Source organism: Alcaligenes sp. EGD-AK7, from assembly GCF_000465875.3.
Classification (GTDB): domain Bacteria; phylum Pseudomonadota; class Gammaproteobacteria; order Burkholderiales; family Burkholderiaceae_B; genus Alcaligenes; species Alcaligenes phenolicus.
In genome coordinates this window covers 1,169,329-1,189,510 of sequence record NZ_AVOG02000001.1, presented here as the reverse complement: position 1 = coordinate 1,189,510, position 20,182 = coordinate 1,169,329, and the positions used below count along the sequence as shown (strand labels likewise).

16 protein-coding genes are annotated in these 20,182 nt (G+C 53.1%); 5 read left to right on the top strand and 11 right to left on the bottom strand.

What is annotated here, in order from left to right; genetic code table 11:
* Position 1: 1 nt before the first annotated feature.
* From fliE to N879_RS20755, 7 genes are all read right to left on the bottom strand, one after another.
* On the bottom strand, positions 2-337 hold the full coding sequence (fliE, locus tag N879_RS05595; protein ID WP_009458068.1) for a flagellar hook-basal body complex protein FliE: 336 nt from the start codon (positions 335-337) through the stop codon (positions 2-4).
* A 142-nt stretch (positions 338-479) separates the two neighbouring features.
* Positions 480-800 (bottom strand): EscU/YscU/HrcU family type III secretion system export apparatus switch protein, encoded by a 321-nt coding sequence (locus N879_RS05590; RefSeq protein WP_021446818.1) that lies wholly within the window; start codon positions 798-800, stop codon positions 480-482.
* Positions 790-2,079: a flagellar hook-length control protein FliK gene (locus N879_RS05585; RefSeq protein ID WP_021446817.1), complete on the bottom strand. Its 1,290-nt coding sequence runs from the start codon at positions 2,077-2,079 to the stop codon at positions 790-792. Before N879_RS05585 ends, N879_RS05590 begins: the two co-directional genes overlap by 11 nt.
* Entirely contained in the window at positions 2,076-2,411 is a 336-nt protein-coding gene (locus N879_RS05580) for a flagellar protein FliT (RefSeq protein WP_021446816.1), read from the bottom strand. Before N879_RS05580 ends, N879_RS05585 begins: the two co-directional genes overlap by 4 nt.
* A gap of 78 nt (positions 2,412-2,489) precedes the next feature.
* Positions 2,490-2,921, bottom strand: a complete 432-nt coding sequence (fliS, locus tag N879_RS05575) for a flagellar export chaperone FliS (protein WP_009458060.1) — start codon at positions 2,919-2,921, stop codon at positions 2,490-2,492.
* A 3-nt stretch (positions 2,922-2,924) separates the two neighbouring features.
* On the bottom strand, positions 2,925-4,331 hold the full coding sequence (gene fliD, locus N879_RS05570; protein ID WP_009458059.1) for a flagellar filament capping protein FliD: 1,407 nt from the start codon (positions 4,329-4,331) through the stop codon (positions 2,925-2,927).
* A 92-nt stretch (positions 4,332-4,423) separates the two neighbouring features.
* Complete coding sequence (locus N879_RS20755) at positions 4,424-4,582, bottom strand: flagellar protein FlaG (protein ID WP_235484256.1); 159 nt, start codon at positions 4,580-4,582, stop codon at positions 4,424-4,426.
* 480 nt (positions 4,583-5,062) lie between these two features.
* Here N879_RS20755 and N879_RS05560 point away from each other — a divergent pair, with 480 nt between their 5' ends.
* The 4 genes from N879_RS05560 (at position 5,063) to N879_RS05545 (ending at position 11,086) form a co-directional block, all read left to right on the top strand.
* Complete coding sequence (locus N879_RS05560; protein ID WP_009458057.1) at positions 5,063-5,821, top strand: RNA polymerase sigma factor FliA; 759 nt, start codon at positions 5,063-5,065, stop codon at positions 5,819-5,821.
* Positions 5,822-5,922: 101 nt separating this feature from the next.
* Complete coding sequence (locus N879_RS05555; RefSeq protein WP_021446815.1) at positions 5,923-7,392, top strand: glycosyltransferase domain-containing protein; 1,470 nt, start codon at positions 5,923-5,925, stop codon at positions 7,390-7,392.
* A 16-nt stretch (positions 7,393-7,408) separates the two neighbouring features.
* On the top strand, positions 7,409-8,272 hold the full coding sequence (locus tag N879_RS05550) for a class I SAM-dependent methyltransferase (protein ID WP_009458055.1): 864 nt from the start codon (positions 7,409-7,411) through the stop codon (positions 8,270-8,272).
* 12 nt (positions 8,273-8,284) lie between these two features.
* Positions 8,285-11,086, top strand: a complete 2,802-nt coding sequence (locus N879_RS05545) for a glycosyltransferase (RefSeq protein WP_021446814.1) — start codon at positions 8,285-8,287, stop codon at positions 11,084-11,086.
* 197 nt (positions 11,087-11,283) lie between these two features.
* Here the strand turns inward: N879_RS05545 and N879_RS05540 are convergent, their stop codons facing one another.
* Both N879_RS05540 and N879_RS05535 read right to left on the bottom strand, forming a co-directional pair.
* Entirely contained in the window at positions 11,284-12,147 is an 864-nt protein-coding gene (locus tag N879_RS05540) for a flagellin N-terminal helical domain-containing protein (RefSeq protein WP_021446813.1), read from the bottom strand.
* A 451-nt stretch (positions 12,148-12,598) separates the two neighbouring features.
* Positions 12,599-14,614, bottom strand: a complete 2,016-nt coding sequence (locus N879_RS05535; RefSeq protein WP_009458332.1) for a PhoX family protein — start codon at positions 14,612-14,614, stop codon at positions 12,599-12,601.
* Between the two features lie 249 nt (positions 14,615-14,863).
* Here N879_RS05535 and N879_RS05530 point away from each other — a divergent pair, with 249 nt between their 5' ends.
* On the top strand, positions 14,864-16,180 hold the full coding sequence (locus N879_RS05530; protein ID WP_021446812.1) for a DUF445 domain-containing protein: 1,317 nt from the start codon (positions 14,864-14,866) through the stop codon (positions 16,178-16,180).
* Between the two features lie 164 nt (positions 16,181-16,344).
* On the opposite strand, the gene N879_RS05525 is transcribed toward N879_RS05530, so the two are convergent.
* Both N879_RS05525 and N879_RS05520 read right to left on the bottom strand, forming a co-directional pair.
* Positions 16,345-18,000 (bottom strand): methyl-accepting chemotaxis protein, encoded by a 1,656-nt coding sequence (locus N879_RS05525; protein WP_021446811.1) that lies wholly within the window; start codon positions 17,998-18,000, stop codon positions 16,345-16,347.
* Between the two features lie 286 nt (positions 18,001-18,286).
* Positions 18,287-20,017 (bottom strand): methyl-accepting chemotaxis protein, encoded by a 1,731-nt coding sequence (locus N879_RS05520; protein WP_009458338.1) that lies wholly within the window; start codon positions 20,015-20,017, stop codon positions 18,287-18,289.
* Between the last annotated feature and the right edge of the window lie 165 nt (positions 20,018-20,182).

Below are 20,182 nucleotides of genomic sequence, written 5' to 3'. Positions count from 1 at the left end.
CTTATACCGGCATACTGGCAATTTCTTGGTAGGCGGCCACTAAGCGGTTGCGTACCTGGACGGTGGCCTGAAAGCCAACGCTGGCTTTTTGCAGGTCAATCATCACGTCGTTCAAGGAAATTCCGGGCTCGCCCATTTCAAAGGCCTGAGCCTGGGCATTGGCCTCATTCTGCGCCTGGGAAACCCGGTTCAAAGAGCGGGCCAGCTCGGCGGCAAAACCACCGGGAGCGGCGCTGCTGGCCGAGGAGGACACAGAACTGGAAGCCCCGGCCGCTTGCGCAACTGCGCGCATCTGGGCCAAAAGGTTTTCAATGCTGGAGAGATTGGAAATCGACATATTCGCTTGCCAGAAAGTCAGGATGGGCCACGCGCACAGGTGCGGGCAGCTTGCCGTGCTTAATGTAACGTTTAGAACGCGAGGCTAAGCAGGGTATCTAAGCCCAAAAACAGGGGCTTTTCAGCCCTTATAAATAGCAGGCTCAAGTTTTTGGGGCGTCGTGCAAAGCCTGCAAGGCTTGTGTGGCCTGGGGATGGCCTTGTTCCAGGGCGTAGAGCCAGGCCAGCAATTCAGCCACGGCTTGATAGAGCTGAGGGGGGATATGACGGTCCAGGTCTACCTGCATCAGCAGGCTGACCAGTTCGGGGGACTCGTGTACGTACAGACCGTGCTCGCGGGCGGTCTCGACAATTTTTTCGGCCAAGGTTCCGTAGCCTTTGGCGACCACTCGTGGTGCACCGTCCTTGGGGGCGTAGCGTAAAGCCAGAGCCTGGGGGCGAGGGGTGGGAGAATCATGGCTCATCGGGCTGGTCCTGCGGCAGGGTCGGGTCGGCTTCAATCTGCAATTGGCTCAGGATCAGGCCCTGGTCTTGCAGACGTTCGCGCAAGGGCAGGCTGTTCTCGTCCAGATAAGGGGCGGATTGATCGGCCTGAATATGGACCAGCAATTGCTGGTTCAGGAGGTTGAGCCGCAAGGTGATTGGGCCCAGCGTGGGCAGATCCAGTTGCAGGGTGCTGGACCAGTGTTCGGTTTCATCGTCCGACTGAGCCTCGTGTCGTTGCACCGTCCAGTTCATGTCGGCATCCGGCCAGGCCTGTCCTTGCCATTGCAGGTTCTGGTGGGCCAGCGTATCCAGTTGCTGACGCACCAGCAGGCTATTGGCCGGGTCCTGGTTGCTGGCCTGGGTCTGAGGACTCTGGCTTGTGCTGGTATGTGTTTCGGCCGCAGGGCGATTCAGGTTTTGCGGCTCTTGCTGTAATTCGCCAACGCTGCGTTGCCCAAAGTGCAGATCACTAAGATGAGACTCGTAGAACAACCCGCTTTGTTGCAGGGCCTGCGGCAAGGCTTGGGTGAAATGCTGGGCAAGGGCGGCGGTGCTGCTGGTGGGCAGTGCGCCATGGGCTGTTGCGCCAGTGGCCGCAGTGCCTGCGCCAGGCATTCCCGCAGGTGCTCCTGTTCCAGCGGCGCTGCTGCCTGCATTCGCGGCACTGGCAGAGCCTGTATTTGCTCCACCTGTTGCGGTGCCGCCGGGCAAGGGCAGTCGCTGTTGCGCCGGAGTCGCAATTGTGCTGGCAGTATTTTGTGCTGTGCCTGAGCGCGTACCCGCCTGGCTGTCGCCACCCGGGCGCGTGGATTCATTGCCGTCCGTTTGCATGGTGGGGCGGCCAGGCAGCAGGGCCTGTCGTCCCTGGATAGCAGGAGCTCGATCCGGGAAGCGCTCCAGCAAGGACAGAATCAGTTGGGCGGTGCGCCCCAGCGTTGTGGGCGCCGAGCTGGTGGTGGCCGTATTGGGGCCTCGTGCATTCAGAGCCGGGTCGGTCGAGGTTTGACCGCTTTGTGTGCGGATATTCCGGCTATCGCGACCCTGGGTGTGGGCGCGGGCTTGATCTACGCTTTGGCGTTGATCACGAGCCGTTTGGTTTTCGGCGCGCTCGGCGCGTTGGCTGCCCGGTGTCTGGCTGATGGCGTCCGGCCGGGCGCCCGTGGCGATATTGCTTTGCTGTCCAGTGCTGATACCCAGAACGGCATCAAGCCGTTGAATAAGCAGCGTCCCCAAAGGGGAGGGGCCGCCTATGCTCATGGGTGAACGCTAGGGCTGTAATACGCTTGCAACACAGTTTGCTGGCGCTTCATATTGCCCAGCAGTGCACCCAGGCGGCCCAGTTCGGGAGTGGCCAGATGACGGATCTGGGCATCGTCCTCCAGAATTTGGGTCAGCAATTGACGGCGTGCCTGTTTTTCAGTAACAGACAGGTCTTCCATGTTCTTGAGCTTTTCCACGGCGAGTTGATAGTGTTCGGATTGTTCAAACACATCCTCCCAGCGAGCCGTTTGGGCAAGCTCCAGCATGTGACGGGTGATGCTGGCGATAATTTGATATTGATCGACGATCGGGTTAGAGGTATCGCTCATGTTCGTACCAGGCGCTAAAGGCGCAAAGGAGGTTGGAGGTGCAGGTCAGGAACAGAGCCTGTCCTGCGAGCCCCGGAGTCAAGCTGGCTGCTTGGCACGTTGGGTATCAACATTGCTGCGCCAGGCATCGGCAATATCGGTCAGCAAACGCTCGGCCAGCGTCAGCTTTTCCGCGTCATTGCGAAGGTTGGCCAACATCAGATTGTGCAAAATCAGGTCATAGGTAGCGACCAGATTGCGGGCCAGCTCTCCGCCCTTTTCGGTATCGATCGCCATTTTCAAGCCGCTATCGACAATATCAATAGCCTTCGATAAAGACTGCCCCCGCCCGGCAATATTGCCCTGCTCCATGTGCAGGCGCGCCTGCAACATGGCGGTGCGTGCACCGTTGAACAAGAGGGTAATCAAGTGTTCGGGGCTGGCGCTTAGGACTTCAGTTTCCAGGCCGACTTGAGCGTAGGCACGGACCGATTGTTGGCCAAAACGACGAGAGGGGGCAGGGTAGCTCATGGGTTATTGACCACTCTTGGTGTTGCCTAGCATGGAGAGCTGCTGGGTAAGGTAGCTGCTGATGCCCTCCATCTGATTAACCATTACATCCAGTTGCTGGAACTGTTTGCGCAAGATTTCAATTTTGCCTTCAATCCGGTCCTCGGTGGCAAGGTATTGCTTGTCCAGTGTTTTATTGGTTCGCTCGGCTCCGGCTTGAGCGTTATCAATGAAGCCGTCGCTTTTAACGTATTCGTCGGCGGCTTTGTGGACTCGTGCGCCTAAACCAGTGGCACCACCAAAAAAGCTTTCGACCTCTGCTGGTTTTTCAGCTAGTACCGCATTTAATCGTTCACTATTGATGACAAGATTGCCTGTTTTGGGGTCGGTGCTAATCCCAATGCTATTGAGAGAGCGTAACTGCCCCTGGTCTACGTTTTGGTCTATGGCTTTACGTAGACTATTTTGAGCACGGCGGACAATCGAGTCACCGGTTAAGGCCGAGGCGGTTTTTTGTTCGACGTTGTAGGCGGTCAGGTTCCTCGCAGTATCGTTAAGGGCGTTATAGGCTGAGACGAAGTCTTGGATAGCTTTCGTCGTAACGTCATTATCACGCTCTACGTTGATGAGAATAGGGTCTGCGCTGACCTTGTTCAGGGTGATTTCTAACCCATCTACAGTGTTTTTCAGCACATTTTTAGCACTGTGAATAGTGATGCCATTTAGCGTGAACTGTGCGTCAGTGGCCGCTTTTTCGGATAAAGCCCCTAGTGGTGCGTTATCGTCATTTGTGCTGTTTTCAGAGGTGAAGGAAAGTAGGTTTTCTAGTGTTTCGTTACCTTGAACCCGGATTTTGCTGACCGCAGATTGTTCGCCTGTGTCACGGGCGTTTAGCTGAAGCTGATAAGGATTAGTGGTATTCCCGTTGTTAATGATGGTGGCAGTCACGCCTATGTCTGGGGAGGCATTGATGGCTTTCATAATGCCTTGTAAAGAAGTGTCTTGTCCGCTCAGGTCCAAGGTGTGTTCTTTGCCGTTGGCCAAGGTAATCGTGATTGTGCCGTCGTTACCCAATGCGTCTGTTCGGCTGGACTGAGCCGTCATTGTCAGGGTCTGAGCACTGGCTAAGTGATCAATCGTTAACTCGTAGTGTCCTGGTGAAGCATGGCTGATGCCTTTTACGGTCGCGGCGTCACTACTTGCATTGGTCTTTACGGCACCGTAGGTCTGTGCCTTGCTAAGAGTCTCTGCTGTGGACTGGACGTTCGTAATGGCACTCTTTAGCTTGCCATAAGCTGAAATACGGTTCGTATTTGCGTCGATCTTGGCTTGAATAAGCTCAAGTTGAACGTTTTCTACCTTACGCAAGTTATCGAGTAGGGTGTTAAGGGGGAGTTGAGAACCCACCCCAATAGAAGAAATAGTAGCCATAATCGCCTCAATGTTTAGGTAATTGTGCCTTAAGTAAGCAAATTAGAAAGGCCCGATAAAGTGAACTTTAGTCCTTAGTTTGATGGTTCGCGCTAAGCCTGAGTGTTGATCATGGTGCCTTGTAATTGAACGATCATCCTAGCCACTTGGATTACTGCTTCGGATGGTACTGTGCGTAGGACCTCTCCGGTGTTGCTGTCAATAATTGATACGACAAGTCGCTGTGCATCTTCATCCATATCGAATCGCATCCCGGTCGCCCAGGCCTCCATACTGGCATTCAGATTTTCCAGTGACTCATCTAGGGTACTGGTCATGCCGACTTGGGCCAAAGGTGGCGTTGATCCGTTGTTGTGTAGCCTGACTTCGACGCTGCTCGGTTGAACTGTCGGGCGGGCCCTGTTAAGGAGGGCGTCGTCTGACGGCTGTGTACTAAACAAAGCTGTAGTGTTTGACGAAACTGGATGGGTCATTCGATCTCTCCAGAGGGTGTTCTTGATAACAGACCATAGTGGCGAGCGTGCTACACCCGCGTGCCTGTGAGATTGATGTACAAAATACCGAATAGTAACGACGGCTTAACCGCTTTCTTTAGTTTTTTTTTGATTGTTTTTTGTGTGGGGAGGGCAGTCAAATACGGAAACAGGCAGGCGAAAGTTGGCTTTATCTAGAGAATGTCGCCGTGAGAGGAGCTGCACAATAAGGTACCCTATTTTGGATTTCTCATTTTCATGTTTCGTTCTGAAGACTCTCTGGTTGAGCAATATGCTCCGCTAGTGCGTCGCCAGGCCTTACAACTGGCGGTGCGCTTGCCCCCCAGCGTGGAGCTGGATGACCTTATGCAGGCGGGCATGATGGGGTTGCTTGACGCAGTGCGACGTTATCAGGTCTTAGCCGACGCTCAGTTTGAGACCTATGCGATTACGCGGATACGGGGAGCCATGCTTGATGAGCTGCGTAGCCAAGACTGGCTGCCTCGCAGTGTGCGTACCAAGAGTCGACAAATCGAGGCAGCGATCAGTACGTTGCGACACCGTTTGTTACGTGAGCCTTCTGAGCCGGAGATTGCCCAGGCCCTGAATATCAGCCTGGAACAATTTCAAAGTTTGCTGGAGGAGGCCTCTGGGGTTCAGGTGATTCATTACGAAGACCTGGCTCGCAAGGTGGAGGGGGGCGACGCGCTCAGTTTCTTGGAGGATGGAGACCCCGAGGCGTCATATTTTGATAATCCTCTCAACCAACTTGTTTCTCAGGGGTTGCGGGTCGCCTTAATGGAGGCTATCGACGCCTTGCCCGAGCGAGAAAAAATATTATTCTCTTTGCAATTTGAACAAGACTTAAATCAAAAGGAAATTGCATTGGTTATGGGCGTAACCGAGGGTCGAGTGTCGCAGTTGCGTAGCCAGGCGGTTGCCCGCATCCGGGCTTCTTTAGTTAAGACAGAGTGGGGGCAGGCCAGCAATGAGCTGGAATATCAGTTTTTGCTGTGATTGAAAGCTACGAGTTTTGCTTGGTGGCGTTGTTCACGCGCTCTACTTATCTTCAGTGTAATCGAATAGTTTTTATTTCTTATCAGAGTTCAAGGCATTTTATGCGTAAGGTGGTTTATACCGTTGCAACAAAGGGGTTTTGCCTTGCGGAGCAAAATTGCAGTTTTAGCGACCCGAGTATTGATCGGATTTGCTTCACAGATGATGAGAGTCTCACGTCTGACTGGTGGACAGTTGTTGCTCTGGAAAAAGGGTTTCTAGACTCACATCGTGAGTCTAGAAGGCCGAAATTATTGCCTCATAAGTATCTGGAAGGCTATGACTGCTCTTTGTATATAGACAGTTCATTAGTTTTTAAAACCGACCCTGCTGATATTTTTGACGTATACGCATCTCAGACTGATTTTTCTTTTTTTTGTTTTCCTCATCCTCGTAATTGTATTTATAAAGAAGCGGAAGCTGTTATTGCTTACGCTTATGAAGATGAGCAGACAGTTAGAGGGCAAATGGATGCCTATCGATTACAAGGCTACCCCGAAAATAATGGTTTAATTACCGGGGGGATGCTCTTGAGGCATCACCATCATCCTGTTTTGAAGGAATTGTCCGAGGAGTGGTTCGAACATGTGTTGGCCTACTCTAAGCGGGATCAGCTTTCTTTTGATTTCTTGGCTTTTAAAAAGCAATTTTCTTACGGTACATTTCCTGGGGTAATTTCAGATAATCCGTTGGTGGATTGGCAGGCTGGGAAGTGGGGGCGCGTTGCAGCAGACTTTGACTCTAGATCATACTTGGTTTCTGCCTTGTCTGCGAGTCGTGATGGTGTTGGCTCATTAAATAAAAATTTATTTAAAAGAAGAAATAATTATTTAAATGCTTTGGCAAATAAGTATAAATCAGACAAAGGGGATATTTATTATAACTCCCATGCGTATGCTGAAATATACGATAAATATCTCCAGGGACTTAGAAATCGCCCTGTTACTCTTTTAGAGCTTGGCCTGTTGCGGCATGACGTCCAAAGTATTAGCCCCAGCATATTAAACCAGGCTCCTAGTTTGTCCATGTGGCATGATTATTTTCCTGCTGGCGAGATACATGGGTTTGATATTGCTGATTTCTCTGGCTATTGCTGCCCCCCTGGTGTGCAGGTTCACAGAGGTGATATGGGCGTTACAGACGATTTGATGGCAATGCTCAAAAAAGTTAACTTGCCTTTAGATATTATTATTGATGACGCCAGCCATGCCAGTCATCATCAGCAGATAGCTTTTGGTACGTTGTTTTCTTATTTGGCTCCCGGTGGGTTTTATTTCATAGAGGATTTAAATTACCAACCGGTTTTATTAGAGCGTCAGGGTGATTTTAAGACGCTAGATATTTTAAGAAAAATCGCATCTTCTAAACCTTCTTTTTCAAATTATATAAATAGTGAAAATTTAAAAGCTATTGTTGCTGATATTGAGTATGTAAGACTTTACGATAGCTGTGACCGTGCGTCTGGTGCTGATTTTCGCGATTCTTTTGCGGTTATAAAAAAGAAAAAACGAGCGAAGGCAAAAACAATTTAATATTAAAGATAAAGATATGAGCGATTTATTAGAAGATTTGGTGTCAATTCGTGATTTTTTGGATCAGGGTCAGCTGTTAGAGGCTCGTGCTATGTGCGCGCAGGTACTCATGTATGATCCGGGAAACGAGCACGCTACCCAGATTTTAGGGATGGTCAGTGACAAGTTGGCGATGGAAAGTGCACAGCAACGTTTTACTGGCCCGGTGTATCAAAAGTGGTTGAGTTTTTTTCATGATTTCATTCGGCCTGAGGGGTATATCGAAATAGGAGTTGCAGATGGAAACTCCTTGCAGTATGTGAATCCCTCAACTAAAGCAATTGGCGTGGATCCGGCTTACGTTATTAATAAGGATATCCGATCCTGGAGTAAGCTTTTTAAAATCGAGAGCGATCAGTTTTTTATGGATTTTGATCCTAAAGAAGAGCTGGGTCATTCTTTGCTTGATTTTGCTTTTATTGATGGTTTGCATACTTTTGATCAGGCTTTAAAGGATTTCATAAACATAGAAAAAGAATCACATGAAAAAACAGTGATTGTATTTCATGATATTTATCCTGTAGACCCTATTAGTGCTAATCGTCAACGTTTAACCAATTTTTGGTTAGGAGATACTTGGAAAGTAATTCCTATTATCCGTAAGTATCGACCAGAACTAACTGTTTTTACTATTCCAACTTACCCAAGTGGTTTGGGTGTGGTAACGGGCCTGAACCCAAGTTCGACGGTATTAGAGACTCATTTTGACGAGATCGTAGCTACATATATGACGATGCTGGATGAGGACGTGATGGCGCCAGAGCAGCATTTAAATGTAGTACAAAATGACTTCCAATACGTATCCGATCAGTTGAATGTGGCTTGGGGCCAGGAAGCTTAAAGTGAGTGGTGAATGACTAGTCAAAGTCAGAGTTTGGTGTCTGGTGTTAGAACGATGGTCATGGGAAATGTGTCCGGGAAAGAAAATCCCGAAGCAGGCGAGACAACAGGCTGGGGCTGTGAGAATTGGATAGCGGGTCGGACACCGACAGCCGCACGTATTTTCGCATTAAAAAGCATTCTGGCTGCCCAGACGTCGCCGTGTAGGGTTGGCATCCTGATTGTTGCTGACGAACAGAGTAGTCAGGAACAAGTATCGCGTACCTTACACAGTGTGCAATCCCAGTGTTTCAGTGCGTCTTGTATCTGGCTGGCAAGCTCGGGTGATCAGCATCCAGATGGTGACACTGCTGCAATTGGCTTGGAGATTTTGGATCCCAAGGTGTCGTGGCAGGAGGCGTTCAACCGTAGGCTGAGCCAGGCAATAGACCTTGACTGGGTATGGATACTTCATGCGGGTGATGAGCTGTTTGCGCACGCGCTTTTGCAGATGCAGGTGTCCATTTTACAAAACACTCAGGCCATGGCCTGGTATGTCGATGAGGCATTTCAGCGGGAGGGGCAAACGCTGAATGTTCTCTTGAAGCCCGACTTTAGTGTGGACTTGTTTCGTTCTTATCCTTATACCGGTCGCTCTTGTGTGCTCAGTGTTACAGCTTGGAGAACCTTGGGTGGATTGCAGGAGGGCTTAGGGGAGGTAGCGACTTTAGATTGGCTCTGGCGTTTGGTCGAGCATGCTGGGCCACCTGCCATTGGGCATGTGCAAGAAGTTTTGCTGCATAGTCCTCAGAGCCTGTTGGATTGGTGTAGCCAGGATCTTATATCCCAGAAAGTCAAATTGCTGACCGAGCTTCATTTGGAGCGTATGGGGATCAATGGCACGGTTGAACCTACGGCCACCCAGGGAGTGTGGAGGGTGGACTATGCGCTTGCGCAGCGGCCTATGGTCAGTGTGATACTTCCTCTGGGTAATAGCCTGCCCTTAATCAAACATTGCCTGGAAGGTTTGGTTAAGCACACAGCTTATGACAATTTGGAAATTATCCTGGCTAAAAGTGCAAGCTCTGATCCTAAGCTGAGTCTCTTTCTTACCGATTTGGTACAGGGGGCGACAGACTTAATCAAAGTCGTTGAATGCAGTCCCAATGCTGGTTTGGCGGGCTTCAGTAATGTGGCTGTGCAACAGGCAAAGGGGGAGGTGCTGCTATTTTTAAGCGATGAGGTCTCCTTTACCTCGACGACACGAGAGGATTGGTTAGAGCGTTTACTGAGTATGGCGCTGCGCCCTGAGGTAGCCGTGGTTGGGGGGCGGTTGGATTATCCCCAAGGGCGGGGAGTGAGCGAATATGGGATGACCTTGGGTTTTGGGGAAGGTGTTGAGTCGGTCTTTCATCGTAGCCCTAGCCAAAGCGTTGGCTACATGAATCGCTTGGTGGCTCAGCAAAATACCAGCGCCATCTCTGCGAGCTGCATGATGGTACGACGATCGGTTTTTTTTGAGCTTGGGGGGTTTGATGAGCAAGCCTTTCCACAGCAGTTTGCAGATATTGATTTATGTCTGAAAGCAATACAGGCTGGGTATTTGTTGTGCTTAGAGCCTGATACTGGCTTAGAGCATCTTGCCGTTCTAGAGGCTGGCCAGACAACTGAAAAAGTCGCTCCCAGTCAACGTACTTTGAGCAGCTTGGACGTTAAACAAGTGGATGTATTGTATGAGCGGTGGATGCCGTCCTTAGCGCAAGACCCTTACTACCACCCCGCGTTTAGTAAAAGTTCGCCAGGATTTTCTTTAGCTCAAGAGAGCGCGCGAGTTTATGACCCTTTACCGGGCAGGCCGCTGCCGCTTGTCGTCGTAGTCCATGCGGATTGGTTCGGTTGTGGATATTATCGAATTCTGCATCCTTTTCAGGCATTAAGTGATCAGCTACAGATAGAGGGCAGTCTGTTTTTTAATGCCTTGAGTTTTTTTGATGTGGTTCGTATTCAGCCAGATGTGATTGTGTTGCAGGGCACGTGGAATCAAACAGATATCCTGGAGTTGATTCAACGGTGTCGGAAGTACACGGGCGCTAAGATTGCCTTGGAGTTTGATGATTTTTTGCCCAATATCCCTACCCGTAGTATTCACCGTAAACAGATGAGTCAGGGTGTACTGAAGTTGATGCGTCGGGCTATTGAGCAGGTGGATTGGTTGGTCGTTTCAACGGAGCAGCTGGCTAATGAATACAGGGCCTATCATGACGATGTTCGAGTCGCGATGAATGGACTCTTGCCCGCCTGGTGGTCCGGTTTGAAATCGGCCCGCCGTAGTGGGAAGAAGTTGCGGGTGGGCTGGGCTGGAGGTGCAAGCCACACTGGGGATCTGGCGGTCATTCAGCCGGTGGTACGAGATTTGCAGCACGAGGTTCAGTGGGTGTTTATGGGGATGAAGCCGGACAATGTCGTGTGTGAGTTTCACGAAGGTGTGCCGATTGCTGATTATCCCGAGAAACTGGCCTCTTTAAATTTGGATTTGGCGCTGGCACCTTTAGAGCTTAACCAGTTTAATCGTTGTAAAAGTAATTTGCGCTTATTGGAACTGGGGGCTTGTGGTGTCCCTATTATAGCGACCGATATCGAACCTTACCGGGACTCAGGGTTATCTGTGACGGTTGTGCGTAATCGCCCTCAAGAGTGGGTTAAGGAAATTCGTAAGCATATAGAGGATCCAGAGCAGTTGGCCCAGCGTGGTGATACCTTACAGGCGGAGATTTTTGCCTCCTGGATGTTGGAAGGGCAGTTTTTAGAGCAGTGGCGTAAGGCGTGGGGTGCCTAAAAGCCAAGAGGTAGGATTGAGCAGAACGATACCTGGTCAATACTTCTCTGGCAGCTTTTATTCTCTTTTTCTTTTTGAAATGACAAAAACCCGGATTCGATAAAAATCGACTCCGGGTTTTTGTTGCTACTACTTATTTAAGTATCCAGTATCTAAATAGAAAAAACGCGCCTTTTAGATACTTCAACTTTAGTAGATTAACGCAGCAAAGACAACACGGTCTGAGGTACCTGGTTGGCTTGTGCCAGAACCGATGTACCAGCCTGTTGCAGAATTTGCGCACGTGTCATGTTGGAGACTTCGACGGCGTAATCTGCATCTTCAATGCGCGAACGCGAAGCAGACAGGTTAGTGATGGTGTTATTCAGGTTCGAGATGGTGGACTCGAAACGGTTTTGAATGGCACCCAGATCCGAGCGCATACCGTCCACTTTGCTGATGGCAGCATCGATTTCTGCCAGAGCACCGCTGGCAACAGTGCTAGTGCTAGTGCCACTAACGGTCGTGGTTGTGATGCTCAGACCGGAGGCGTTAATGGCGCTGGTACCACTCAAGAGGGTGCTGGAACGAGCGTCTGTGCCTTTGATGTTGATGATGTCGCCATCACGGGCACCAACTTGAATGTTAATGCCACCGCTGGCCGAGCCATTCAAGACAAAAGTGCCGTTGAACTCACTTTTTGCAGCAACGCGATCAATTTCAGCCATACGGGCTTTAATTTCTGCGTTGATGGAGTTCAAGTCGTCTGTGGAGTTAGTGCCGTTATAGGCTTGAACGACTTGCTCACGAATACGTTGCAAGTTGTTGTTGATTTCGTTCAGCGAACCTTCGGTTGTTTGAGCGATGGAAATACCGTCGTTGGCATTGCGGGCTGCTTGTGTCAAGCCGCGCACTTGCGATGTGAAACGGTTGGCGATAGCTTGGCCAGCGGCGTCGTCTTTAGCACTGTTGATGCGCAGACCGGAAGACAGGCGCTCAATAGCCTGACCCAAGGCACCTTGCGATTTGGTCAGATTGCCCTGGGCAACCAGCGACAGGTAGTTGGTATTAATAACAGACATGGTAACTCCCAATATTGAGTAGAGCGGCGAAACGGTTTCGCCTTTTGCCCAGGAAAGCGTTGGTGTTTTGCTAGGCCCCAGGGGGCTGACTGCGCTTTCGACACACTGCGTTCTTCCTGTACAGACTTATTAACGGAAGGGGTAAAAAACTCTTTAGGGCTTGGTTGGGAAATTTTTTGGTTTTTTGTTTTTATGCCTGGGACGTTGGAGCTTCATACGGGCTTATTTGGGTAGGGCAAGGTGCTGTTTGAACGATGCTTTTTCAGCAAAATGCCGTGCTTTTTCTGTCCAGTGGGTACAGAGTGTGAGGGGCCTTGTAGACGGAGAAGATCAGCAAGGGACGGCTGAATGCAGTGGTATATTGTGACAAAAAATTGGGGCCAGTTAATTAACGGCCCCTTTTTCCCAAAGCTTAATCTGGCGGATTCAAACCGCGAAGCCGCCCTTGCGTTTACACAGCAATAGGCTTGCCATCCGCACGCTGTATCACCACGGTCGAAGAACGCGGACGTACCGTATTCATGCTGACGACCGTGGCGTCATGCGTGTCGTAGGCCGGCCAGTTCGAGGGGTGCTGAATGTTCAGGAACAGGCTGGTGTGGTCCGGCGTCATGGAAAAGCCCGTAATTTCGGCTTCGTTCGGGCCTACAAAGAAGCGACGCAGATCGGACTGGTTGCTGGCGTTGATGGCCGGGCCGGTGCCCGAGCTGTCCGCCAAGGCACCCGGAATCACGGCCAGCATCTGGTCGTTGGTGGCACGAGCAACATTGTTCTTGCGTCCGCCGTCGATGCCGTTGTCGGTCTGAATCCACAGAATGCCACGGCTGTCGAAGCCCAGGCCGTCGGGGCTGGCCAACTGGTTCAGGTCGGTCAGGCCGGAGCGGTTGGTGTCCGCGTCTGCACCCGAGTCCGAGCCGAATACGAAGATATCCCACTTGAACTTGTTCGAACCGGGTTCGTCGTGCCAGCGGATGATGTGACCGTTGACGTTGTTCAGGCGCGGATTCGCGGGGTTGGTGCCAGTGGACGCGTTGCGGCTGGTGTTATTGGTCAGCGTCAGGTAGATGTCGCCATTGCTGGGGTGGGTGGCCGTCCACTCGGGGCGATCCATCGGGGTGGCACCGACAAAGTCAGCGGCGCCCCGGGTATTGATCAGGATGGCGTCGAGGCTGCCAAACTCGTCTGCCAGGGTACGGCCATTCTTGCCCACTGTGGTACCCGTTAGCGGCAGCCACTCGCCAGAGCCATCTTCCTTGAAGCTGGCCACGTACAGCGTGCCTTTGTCCAGATACTTGGCACCCACGGCCAGGCGATCCGTGCGCTGGGCGTCTTTCGGGTCCCAGTTGGCTTCGGACACGAAGCGGTAAACGTATTCAAAGCGCGAATCGTCGCCACTGTAGAAAGCCAGAGGTTTGCCGGCTTCGGGCTTGCTGTAAGCGCAGCCTTCGTGAGCGAAGCGACCCATGGAGGTGCGCTTGGTGGCAATGCTGCTGGGGTCGTAAGGGTCGATCTCGACCAGGTAACCAAAGCCGTTGACTTCGTTGCGCCAGTCCTCGGTGGCACTGGCGCCCGTTGCGGTCACGTTAAAGCGGGCGAATTCCCCCAGGACTTCCGAAGGATCCTTGGCGGCCGTTTCCCACTGATAGCGGCCAACGGGACCAGCCGACACGCCCACACGCTGCTGATGAGGCGGGCGGATGCCGGTATTGACAAAGCAGGCTGCCCAGTTCTCTTCAGCGGTGATGTAGGTGCCCCAGGGCGTGGTGCCGTTACCGCAGTTATTGTTGGTGCCGCGCACTTGCGTGCCGTTGGGCGAGAAGGGGGTCTTGACCCAGTCCGTGCCACCCACAGGGCCAGCCAGTTTCATGGCCGTGGCCGAGGTGAAGCGGCGGTTGTAGCGCGAGTTCTGAACGATGTCCCAGCGGCCATTGGTACGACGAATATGGATGATGGCCACGCCGTGGGCGTTGATTTCCTTGCGTACTTCTTCTGCCGGGCGCTTGCCATTGACCAGGGTCGGCCCATTGGGGTGCAGGGCTTTTTCATCAATGTATTCGTGGTTGACGGCCAGCAAGCCCTCGGTAGAGCTTCCTTCCAGAGGGAAGAAGTGCATGCCGTCATGGTGCATGCCCATGGAGTTGAGCAAGTCGTTGGAGCTGTTATTGCCGTTCTTGTCCCAGGGCAGGGCATTGTCATTGATTGGCGTACCCCATGGGGCCAGTACATGGGCGATGTAGCCGGGAGGTACGACACAGCCGTCGGTCATGGAGGTGGGCAGGGATTCAAAACCCAGTTTGACGCTTGCTGGTGGTTCCGGATCAGGGCCGGGACCGGGTTTCGGGTTCTCGCCGCCGTTATCAGTGGAATTGCCTCCTGTGCTGCTGTTATCGCAACCAGCCAGACCAAAGCTGCTCATGGTGGCCAGGGCGGCTGCCAGGCCACCGCGCATCACGGCGCGGCGAGTCATGCTTCGTTCCAGGATTTCACTAAAAGGGGTGTTCTGACTAGCGTTACGAACAGTCTTGTCGGAGATATGTTTGCTCATAGTGATAAATAGCGCCAAGGCTGAGTTGTAGGGGTAGCGCTCATGCTAGTGGTTTAAGGTGAAAGGACTATGACACTTCTCCTCGTGCGGGGGTTTTGCGCAGGACAGCAAGATTGGCTCACAATAAGAGGTTATTGCATGCGGCTATTGAACTACGCATAGACTGTGGAAATGTCTACATCATCCTCTCGCCCTGACTCGCCCGAACGCCGCCTGCGTCGCATGAAGCGCAGCGCATTGGCTTTGCTGGCGCTGACTATCTGCCTGTTCCTGCTAAGCCACGCCATGATGCGGCAGGGCGAGGCGGCGCCCATTGCCGGATTTTGGCCCTGGTTGCGTGCCTTTAGCGAGGCCGCCACCGTCGGTGCGTTGGCAGACTGGTTTGCCGTCGTGGCCTTGTTCCGCCACCCGCTGGGCCTGCCGTTTCCACATACTGCGATCATTCCCAACAAGAAAAACAGCCTGGGTGAAAGCCTGGGCGTCTTTGTACGCGACCACTTTCTGGACTCCGCCATGTTGCTGGAAAAGCTGCGCAGTCTGGACCCGGCAGCGCGTTTGGGGCAGTGGCTGTCGCAACCTGAACAAAGCGAACGTGTCAGCCGTGCCTTGCAAACTGCCATGGGCGAGGCTCTGCGCCTGCTGGACGAGCGCAGCGTTAAACAAGCACTGACCGATGGCGTACGTGGTTACTTGATGCGGGTGGACATGGCCGGTTCCAGCTCCCAGATTCTGGGCTTGTTGACGCGCAATGCCCGACACCAGCGCCTGCTGGACGAAGTCTTGCAGCAATTGGGTGGCTATTTGTCCAACGAGGCAGTCAAACAGCGTGTGGCTGATGTATTGGTGCGCTACGCTCAGCGGGAGTGGCCCAAGCTGCTGGCCATGGTCGGGGTAGTGACTTCGGTAGACGAGTTATCGGGCAAGATGGCCGACCGTCTGGCGCGGGCTCTGGTGGATGAAGTGCAAACCATTTTGAGCGAGCCCGAGCACCCCTTGCGCAAGGATTACGAGCAATGGGTACACGACTATATCCAGCGCCTGGGTCAGGACCCGGACTTGATGGAGCAGGTAGAGGCGATCAAGCAGCGCTTTTTGCACCATAAAGATGTGGGTGAGTACATTGATGGCGTCTGGACGGATGTGATGCGTGTTGTGCGCAATGATCTGGCCAAAAAGGATTCTTCTGTGGCGGCTCATCTGCGTCAGGTGGCGCAGGATTTGGGGACACGCTTGAATACGGATGCGACGCTGCGTGAAACCTTGAATGAACACATGCTGTCCGCAGCAGCGGGCCTGGCCGAGCAACTACGTGAAGGGGCCAAAGACCATATCTCGCGCACCGTGCGTCAATGGGATGACAGGCAACTGGTGCGCGAGCTGGAGCTGACCGTGGGCACGGATCTGCAATACATACGCTTTAATGGCACGGTGGTGGGCGGTTTGGTTGGCGTAGGCCTGCACGCGATTCTGTTACTTGGTTTGGTCTAAAAAGAGCCTGCCAGATCAGCGTCCTGTCAGCGCCTTGGCCGTGCCTGGAAAACAGGGCAGAGCATTTCTGACCCGAGTGGGCTGAATCCGCTGCCTTATCGAGGCAGGAGTAGGAGGGGGCGGGGCAGCGAGACGCTCAGCGCTTTGCCCCCACGGCTTTCTTATCAGGCAACTTTCAGCAAGGGAACTGGCTCCTGGGTGGCATTCGGGTCGGGGGCGTAGGTAGAACGGCCAGTCGACCCCGTATTCAGAAGCTGGATGGACAGTTTCAGCTCTTGTGCCTGACGGCTGAGCTCATGCACTGTCACTCCCAAATTACGAGCCAGATCGGCGTTGTCATTGGTATCGCTGTCCATGGTGGAGACAGCGTCGTTAATCTGCGCCAAACCGCTGGCTTGCTCATTGGAGGCCGTGGAGATTTCGCTGATCAGATGCGTCACATCGGAGACGGACTGCATGATTTCATCCATGGTAGAACCGGCCCGTTTGGCATGATGGGCGCCGGTTGCCATGCGCTTCAAGGAGTCTTCCACCAGGTTCTTGATTTCCCCGGCGGCCTGCGCACTTTTCTGCGCCAGACTGCGTACTTCACCAGCCACGACCGCAAAACCTTTGCCTGCCTCGCCCGCACGGGCGGATTCCACGGCTGCATTCAGCGCCAGAATATTCGTCTGAAACGCCAGCCCTTCAATAATCGACACAATATCGCCAATGCGCTCGGAGCTATTGTGGATGTCCTGCATGGTGCTGACCATGTCCTGCACCACTTCGCCTCCACGCCTTGCGGTAGACAGGCTCTGGTCGGCCAGCTGATTGGCCAGCCTGGCATTGTCCGCGGTCTGCTGCACATTCATGGTCAACTGCTCCATATTCGCGGCCGTGCGCTGCAAGGAGCCGGATTGGGCGGCGGTACGGTGGGATAGTTGGCGGTTGCCGTCCTCAATCTGTGTAGATACATCCAGAGAAGCCTGAATGCCCTGATGCACATCGCGGGCAAGGCTCAGCAGGCTCTTGCGCATCATGTCCATATAGAAATACAGCTGTGCAATTTCCTGGCTACGGGTGTGTTGTGGGTTCAGGTCGATCAGCAAATTGCCCGTCGCAATTTGTTGAGCGATATGGGTGGCACTGTGCAGGGGCTGCATCATGCGCTGGGTCACAATCCAGCCATAGGCCAGAGTCGCCAGACTGAGCACCCCCAGCGAGGCCAGCCCGGCGGTCAGATAGGTGCCGGATGCGCCACTGCCCAATAGCAAACCGACGCTCAAGGTCACCAGGCTGCCCGTCAGAATCCCGAAGCGTAGCAAGCTGGCGCGCAGGCTGCGGTTCAAGGGTTGGAGCAGGGTGTTCAGGGCAGAGCGCCAGCCTCTGGCCTGCAACTGGCCTTCATGCAGACGAAAGCCGCGCAACCCTTGCTGCTGGATGGAGTGGTACAGATATTCTGCTTCCTTGATCTCTTTGGGCTGGGCGCGTACCCGTACCGAGGCATAGCCATTGACGCGGCCATTCTCTATTAAAGGAATGACGCGGGCCTTCACCCAGTAAAAGCCGCCGTCTTTGCGGCGGTTCTTGATCAGCCCCGACCAGGATCGTTGTTGCTTGAGGGTCTGCCATAAATCCTGAAAAATCACGGCCGGCATGTGGGGGTGACGCACGATATTGTGGGGTGCCCCGATCAGCTCATCATGGCTGTAGCCGCTAACCTCGATAAAGACCGGATTGGCGTAGATGATGCGCCCCTTCAGGTCTGTTTTGGAGATTAAATAGGTTTTTTCGGGTACCTGTGTTTCATGAGACGTAATGGCTTGGTTTTCACGCATGATCTGGCCCTGTTAAAGACGTAGGCGGAAAAGGACAGATCATTATGTTTCATATTGACTCAATTTTGTTACCTGGTATTTGCATTAGAGTCTAAATGTGTCAATGTAATGACAAGCAAAATCCAGGGTTTCAGAGCAAGGTTACAGTGGTCTACTTCCTTGATTTTATTATTAATTATTATTTTCAAGTATTCCGGGTATCAAAACCGATCCCGGAATTATTGTTTTGTCTAGCTGTCAGTTTTATCAGGATCAGCAGAGCCGCTGCCGATCCTGATTTTATAGTTTAGCGACGAATCGCTTCCAGGCGGGCGTTCGCTGTTTTGGCACTTTGAACCTGAAAGGGCTGCGTGTTCTGGTAGGACAGTACCTGCATGGTGGGAGCCTTGCTCAACTGAGCCAAAGCAGGAGCACTTTGGTTGGAATCGACAGAGCCGGTATTCAAGGCCTTGATGGCATCGGCCAGCTCGGAGGCTTCGGAGGCCAGGTCGCTCATGGTGTTGCCCAGATCCTGTACCAGGGCGGCATTCTGCTGGGTGACTCCATCCATCTTGGCCATCGCTTCGTTGATCTGATCCAGACCGCTGGCCTGCTCGATCGACGCGGTGGAGATCTCGCCGATAATATCCGTGACACGTTTTACCGAGTCCACGACCTCACCCATGGTGGCGCCCGCGCGGGCAGCTTGTTCGGCACCCACGGCCATACGGCTGACCGAGGCATCAATCAGGTTCTTGATCTCGCCAGCAGCTTGGGAACTCTTCTGGGCCAGACTGCGCACTTCACCGGCCACCACGGCAAAGCCACGGCCAGCCTCACCGGCACGGGCCGATTCCACCGCCGCGTTCAGTGCCAGAATATTGGTCTGGAAGGCAATGCCTTCAATGACGGTGACGATATCGCCAATGCGGCGCGAGCTGTCGTGAATGCCTTGCATGGTCTGTACCACTTCATTGACCACTTCGCCGCCACGCTGAGCAATCTGCATACTGGCATCGGCCAACTGGCTGGCCTGATTGGCGTTATCTGCGTTCTGACGCACGGTTACCGTCAGTTCTTCCATGCTGGCGGCGGTTTCCTGTAAGGACGCAGCCTGATCTTCGGTGCGCGATGCCAGATTGGTATTGTTGACTTCCAGAATGCGGGCCGCATGGATAGAGGCATCAATCCCGGTGCGTGCATCACTGGCAATTCCCACCAGACTCTTGCGCATCAAATCCAGACAGAAGTAGAGCTGGCCAATTTCCGAATTGCTTTCGCTGGAGTTGATGTCAATATCCAGCTGCAAGTTGCCGGTGGCAATTTGCTGGGCGATCAGGGAGGCCTGGTCCAGAGGGCGGATCACACGCTGGGCAATCAGCCAGCCGTAACCCATCATCACGGCACTGGCCAGACACAAGCCACCTGTCAGCCACAAACCCGAGCCTTGAGGTACGCCCCCCGTCAGGGCGAAGTACAAGGCGGTGCCGGTCGTGGCCAGAGCCAGGGTGCCCATACGGAACAGGCTGGCACGCAAGGAGTTGCTGAAAGGGCGGCGCAACTGACTCAAGGCCTTGCGCCAACCGGTAGGCACAGCACGGCCTTCATGCAGGCGTACACCTTTGGCGCGGCCTTCATTAATGGCGGCGTACAGGCTTTCGGCCTCGTCGATTTGTTCCTGGCTGGGTTTTACGCGTACCGAAGCATAGCCAGCGACGGTGCCATTTTCGTAAATAGGCACCGCCATGGCGTACACCCAGTAAAAACCGCCGTCCTTGCGGCGATTCTTTACCACGCCCATCCAGGGGCGCTTGCTTTGCAAGGTATCCCAGAAATCCTGGAAAGCCTCGGGGGGCATGTCGGGGTGGCGGACCAGGTTATGGGCCTTGCCGATCAGCTCCTCACGGGTGAAGCCACTGATCGCAATAAAGGCTGCATTCGCGTAGGTGATCCGACCTTTCAGGTCAGTTTTTGAAATAAGGTACTGATCGGCCCGGACGCGAACCTCGTCCTGGGTAATGGGGAAATTCTTACGCATTCATCATCCTGGAGGAGAACAACAAAGGGGACGCGGGGGGCCGTCAAGCCCGCATGGGCCATGCAAAAACGGGGCATAGGCTTCTGTCTGTCCGTGATCGACCTGAATTGTCAGAAACCTTCTATTTTTGCGAATGGCGGAGCAGAACAAAGCGTGAAACTGTTG